The sequence below is a fragment of the Frateuria sp. genome, assembly GCF_013362045.1.
GTDB lineage: Bacteria > Pseudomonadota > Gammaproteobacteria > Xanthomonadales > Rhodanobacteraceae > Frateuria_A.
Genome location: NZ_JABFWW010000002.1, coordinates 1 through 5,252, shown reverse-complemented (window position 1 = coordinate 5,252; position 5,252 = coordinate 1). Strand labels below are relative to the sequence as shown.

The following is a 5,252-nucleotide window of genomic DNA, read 5'->3' as shown; positions in this document are numbered from 1 at the left end:
ACACCGGCGGCCAGCGGCACCACCTCGGCCGCAGCCGCCGGCGGCCAGGCGCCCGCCAGCGCCGGCACGACCACCGCGGTTTCCTCCACCAGCACGCCCACGCCACCGGCCGCGCCGGCCCAACCGTTCGTCGACGACGGCAAGTGGGTGGAAGGCAAGAACTACTTCCGCATCGATCCGGCCCAGCCCAAGGCCACCTCCACCGACAAGATCGAGGTGACCGAGGTGTTCTCCTATGGCTGCCCGGCCTGCAACCAGTTCCATCCGATCGTGCAGAAGCTGGCCGCCGGCCTTGCCGCCAACGCGGCGATGGCCTATCTGCCGGCCTCGTTCATCCCGCAGGAGAACTGGCCGATGCTGCAGCGCGCCTACTTCGCCGCCAAGGCGCTCGGCGTGGCCGACAAGGGCAACGATGCGATGTACGACGCGGTGTGGAAGAGCGGCGAGCTTTCCGCCATGAACGCCGCCGGCAGCGGCCTGAAGCCGCGCGATGCGCTGCCCACCATCGAGGATGCCGCCAAGGTGTACGCCAAGGTCGGCGCCGACCCGAAGGAATTCGTCGCGGTCGCCAATTCCTTCAGCATCAACACGCAGATGAAGCGCGCCGACGACCTGATCAAGGCCTACGGCGTCACCGGCACGCCGACCATCGTGGTCGACGGCAAGTACCGATTCGACGTCAGCAGCGCCGGCGGCTATCCGCAGGCGATCGAGCTGGCCAACTGGCTGGTGGCCAAGGAAGCGGCCGGCAAGTGATCGCCTCCGCCGCGCCGCCTTGGGTGCGGTGCGGCCGATGCGACGGCAGGGGCATGCACACGCGCCTGCGGGTGTTTCCACGAACGAACTTGCCCTCCCCGCCCGCGGTCGAACCCGCGGCTCCTGCCCAAGGCCGCTGCGTCGCTCCCTGTGGCGCGTAGTGATTCAATGGGCGGGCCCGGCTGCGCCATCGCACGCCCGCACGCATCCTCGACCGTTCCACCTGGGAGAATCCGATGATCAAGCACATCGCCCGCCTGCGCCTGCTGGCCCTGCTCGGCGGCCTGCTGCTGGCCAGCGCCTGCAGCGCCTCGCCGGGCACGCCGGCACCCTACACCGAGGGCGAGCAGTACGTGACGCTGCCCGCTCCGCACCAGCGGCTGAGCGCCGATGGCAAGGTCGAGGTGGTCGAAGTGTTCTCCTACGGCTGCATCCACTGCGCGCATTTCGCGCCGACGGCCGAGCAGCTGCGCAAGTCGCTGCCCAAGGGCGTGGTGTTCAAGCTGCTGCCGGCGCCGTTCAACGACGAGTGGATGCCGTTCGCGCGCGCGTACTACGCCGCCGACAAGCTCGGCGTGGTCGAGCGCACCCATCTGGCGCTGTTCCAGGCCAAGTTCGAGCAGCACTACCCGCTCAATACGCTGGACGAACTGGCCGACTTCTATGCCAGCCACGGCGTCGACCGTGCGAAGTTCCTGAGCATCGCCAACTCGGATGCGGCCACGGCGCAGATGCGCAAGGATCTCGCGCTGATCCAGCAGTGGCAGGTCGGCGGCACCCCCACCATCGTGGTGGACGGCAAGTACCGCAGCGCCCAGGTGAAGACACTGGACGAGTTGGTCGACCTCACCCGGTGGCTGGTCAAGCGCGAGCTGGCCGGCGGATAGCCGCGGCGCGCCTTGCGTTCACGCGCGGCAGGCGATGCTCGTCGCATCGCCGCCGCCCCGCTCCCGCTATCGTCCCGCCGATGACCCGCGCCGCAGACCACGCCGCACCAGACAAGAAGGCTCCTCCCGAACGCCGCCTGCGCCTGCTCAGCTGCAACATCCTGGCCGGCGCCAGCGTGCAGCGCTACAGCGAATACCTCACCCGCAGCATCAACGCGGTGCTGCCCGGACGCAGCAAGCTGGACAACCTGGACCGCCTGGCCGAGGTGCTGCCGCAGTTCGACGTGATCGGCCTGCAGGAGGCCGATGCCGGCAGCCTGCGTTCGGGCTTCCTCAACCAGACCCGCTACCTCGCCGAGGCCTCCGGCCTGCCGTTCTGGAGCCACCAGCCGAACCGGCCGATGGCGCGCCTGGCGCATTCGGCCAACGGCCTGATCAGCCGCATGGAACCGCACAGCGTGTACGACTACCCGCTGCCCAGCCGCATTCCCGGCCGCGGCGCGCTGCTGGTGCGCTACGGCGCCGAAGCCGAGGCGCTCACCGTGATGATCGCCCACCTCTCGCTCTCGGCGCAGGCGCGCGCGCGGCAGCTCGCCTTCATCGCCGAAGTGCTGCACGGCTACCCGAATGTGGTGCTGATGGGCGACCTCAACACCGAGGCGCACAGCGCCGAGATGCGCCACCTGTTCGCGCGCTGCAGCCTGCAGCCGCCGGCCCAGCCCACGCCGACCTTTCCCAGCTGGAAGCCGCGCCGGGCGCTGGACCACATCCTGCTTTCCGGATCGCTGCAGCTCGAGCGCGTGTGGGCCCTGCCGCAGGCGTTCTCCGACCACCTGCCGCTGGCGGCGGAAATCCGCCTGTCGGCCACACTGGCGCCACGCGCCCACCGGTTGCGCCAATGAACCGCACGCTTCGCCTGACCCTGCCCTGGCTCACCATCGCACTGGTCGCGCTGGCCGCCGCCACGCTGCGTTATGGCGTGATCGAGCCGGCGACGGTGGCCCACCTGTGCGGCGCCGATGGCGGTCCGCGCTGGTGCGCCTGGCGGCAATGGGCGGTGCTGGGCTTCCTCGGCTACGGCTACGGCTATGCGGCGCTCACCGCCGCCTTCATCGCGCTGGTCGCGCGCCATCCGCTGGCGGCCTGGCTGGCCACCGCCCTGGGCGTCGCCGCATTGGTGCTGTACTGCTTCGAGGCCGGCGCGTTCGCGCTGCTGGTCGGCGCGCTACGCCTGCTGCGCGCGCAGGTGGACAGCCTGCACCCAGGCGAGCAGCACCAGCAGCGCGGGGGCGACGTTCAACCCCAGCCATAGCCAGGCGGTAAGGTTCAGGCCCGCCTCCTGCACCACCACCAGCGTACCGAGCACGGGCAGCACACAGGCCAGCAGGCGGTGTTCCGCCGGCGGCATCTCCGGGCGTGCAGGGAGCCAGCCGGCCAGCGCATAGCCGACGCAGGGCAGTGCGAACAGGCCCAATGGGAAGTCGCGGTAGCGACCGTCGAACACCAGCAGCAGGTCGTACCAGGCCAGGCCGAACAGCCAACCCAGCTGCAGCCACGCCGGTGCGGAGGATTCCTGCGCGATGCCCGCCAGGCGCCGGGCGATCCCGCGCGCCAGCCACAGCGCGGTGGCCAGCGCGGCCAGGCACGCGGCGATCGACACGCTCCACTCGAACAGGTCGCGGCAGGCATAGGCCATCTGCCGTCCCTGCCAGGCCAGTGCGGCGCCCGCAGCGAAACCGGCCAGCAGCGACGCGACTACGCCGCGCAGGCGCGTTCGCGCAGCCGCCGCGCCGAACAAGGCCGCGCCAAGCGCACCGGCAAGCCAGCCCCACCACCAGCGCGGCTCCTCCACCACCGGGCCGCTCATCGGAAACTTGGGCCGCGCATCCACGTCGAAGATGCCCCAGTAGCCCCCCACGGTGCCTTCCTGCACGCGCTTCCACGGCTGGTCGAACGCCTCGATCACGTTGTAGGGCATGTGCACGGTGGCGGCATAGGCGAGGAACTGGCGCAGGTAGCGCGCCTCGTTGACCAGCGTGGCGCGCGCCGCGCGGCGTGGCCGGCCGGCGCTGGGCCAGCCGGTCTCGCCGATCATCACGCGCTTGCCGGGAAAGGCCTGCTGCATGCGTGCATACACCTGCGCCACGTGGCGCACCGCGTGCTCCGGCGGCACCGGCTCGTCCTCCCAGTAGGGCAGGATGTGGATGGTCAGGTAGTCGACCGCCTCGGCCATTTGCCGATAGCGCAGCCAGAACTCCCACACGTCCGCATAGCTCACCGGCACCGACGGCGGCACCGCCGCACGCACCTGCCGCACGTAGCCGGCCAGCGCCTGCGGCGCCAGCTCCCCGCGCAGCAGCACCTCGTTGCCCACGATCACCCCGCGCAGCGCCCGCGGATACGCCTTTGCGGTGGCGATGCCCATCGCCACCTCGCGCGCATTGGCCTGTGGGTCGCGGCCCAGCCAGATGCCCATCAGCACCTGCATGCCGTAGCGCTGGGCGATCGCCGGCACGGCGGCCAGGCCCTGCCCCTGCGCATAGGTGCGCACGCAATCGAAGCGCTGCGACAGCGCGCGCAGGTCCGCATCGATGCGCTCGGGACTGATGAAGGTGGCCGCGTCGTACGGCGTCTCGCCTGGTCGGCGATAGGGCGCGTAGGACACGCAGGCGATCCGCGCGGAGGGTGCGTCCGGCAACACCACCGGCCGGCCCATCCACCACCAGCCCGCCACCCCGGCGAACGCCGCCAGCGCGAGCGCGACCCACACCGGCCAGTGCGGACGGGAACGGGACGGCGGCGTGATCGACATGCACTACCCGGCGATGGCGGCGAAACGGGCGAGCTTAGCAGCAGCAACGGTTAACGCACGCCCTGCTGACGCTTACTACACTTGCGGCAATGATCCCGAACGTCCCTCCGGCCGCGCGCGCGCGGCGCCCGCTGCCGTATCTCCTGCTTGCCCTGCTGACCGCCTGGTTCGGCCTCGCGGGGACGGCGAGCGCCGCGCCCTCGCTGGCCGAGCAGCGCATCGCCTTCAGGCAGGCCTGGGCCGTGGCGCAGCAGGGTGGCGACGGCTGGCGCGCGTGGGTCGGCAAGCTGGCCGGCTATCCGCTGTTTCCCTACCTGGAGGAAGCCGCGCTCGAGCACGACGTGGCCACGCTGGACCGCGCCACCGTCGCCGCGTTCCTTGCGCGCTATCCGGACCTGCTGCCGGCCGCCGACCTGCGCCGCGCCTGGCTGCTGGAGCAGGCGAGCCAGCAGCGCTGGGACGACTTCCTGGCGCTCTACCAGAGCGGCCTGGGCGACACGCTCACCTGCGACGCGCTGCAGGCGAAGCTGGCGCAGGGCGGCGCGCTCGATTTCCAGCGCGACCTCGCCGCCCTGTGGGCCAAGCCTGGCCTGCCCAACGCCTGCGACCCGGTGATCGCCACCGCGCATGACGCAGGCCTGCTCACCGATGCGCGCCTGTGGACGCGCATCGATCGCGCGGTCGATGCCGGCCAGGGCGGCACCGTTGCCGCGCTGGCCGCCTGGCTGCCGGCCGAGGAAGGCAAGGCCGCCGCGCGCCTGGCCCAGGCGTTGCGCGACCCGGCCGCTGCGGTGGCC

The 5,252-nt window shown here is 71.4% G+C and carries 5 protein-coding genes and 1 pseudogene; 5 read left to right on the top strand and 1 reads right to left on the bottom strand.

The window, feature by feature from the left end; all coding sequences use genetic code 11:
* The 4 genes from HOQ08_RS00045 to HOQ08_RS00030 all read left to right on the top strand — a co-directional run.
* The coding region (locus HOQ08_RS00045) for a thiol:disulfide interchange protein DsbA/DsbL (RefSeq protein ID WP_291189647.1) at nt 1-756 on the top strand (756 nt) is incomplete at its 5' end.
* Nucleotides 757-992: 236 nt separating this feature from the next.
* Entirely contained in the window at nt 993-1,643 is a 651-nt protein-coding gene (locus tag HOQ08_RS00040; RefSeq protein WP_291189644.1) for a thiol:disulfide interchange protein DsbA/DsbL, read from the top strand.
* 80 nt (nt 1,644-1,723) lie between these two features.
* A complete protein-coding gene (locus tag HOQ08_RS00035; protein WP_291189642.1) occupies nt 1,724-2,545 on the top strand; it encodes an endonuclease/exonuclease/phosphatase family protein in 822 nt (273 codons plus the stop codon).
* Nucleotides 2,542-2,955 (top strand): hypothetical protein, encoded by a 414-nt coding sequence (locus HOQ08_RS00030; RefSeq protein ID WP_291189640.1) that lies wholly within the window; start codon nt 2,542-2,544, stop codon nt 2,953-2,955. The genes HOQ08_RS00035 and HOQ08_RS00030 overlap by 4 nt, the downstream gene beginning before the upstream one ends.
* Here the strand turns inward: HOQ08_RS00030 and HOQ08_RS00025 are convergent.
* A complete protein-coding gene (locus tag HOQ08_RS00025) occupies nt 2,869-4,455 on the bottom strand; it encodes a glycoside hydrolase family 17 (RefSeq protein ID WP_291189637.1) in 1,587 nt (528 codons plus the stop codon). The two genes, HOQ08_RS00030 and HOQ08_RS00025, sit on opposite strands and share 87 nt — an antisense overlap.
* A gap of 89 nt (nt 4,456-4,544) precedes the next feature.
* Between HOQ08_RS00025 and HOQ08_RS00020 the strand changes: the two are divergent.
* A pseudogene (locus HOQ08_RS00020) lies at nt 4,545-5,252 on the top strand (lytic murein transglycosylase); the annotation flags it as partial.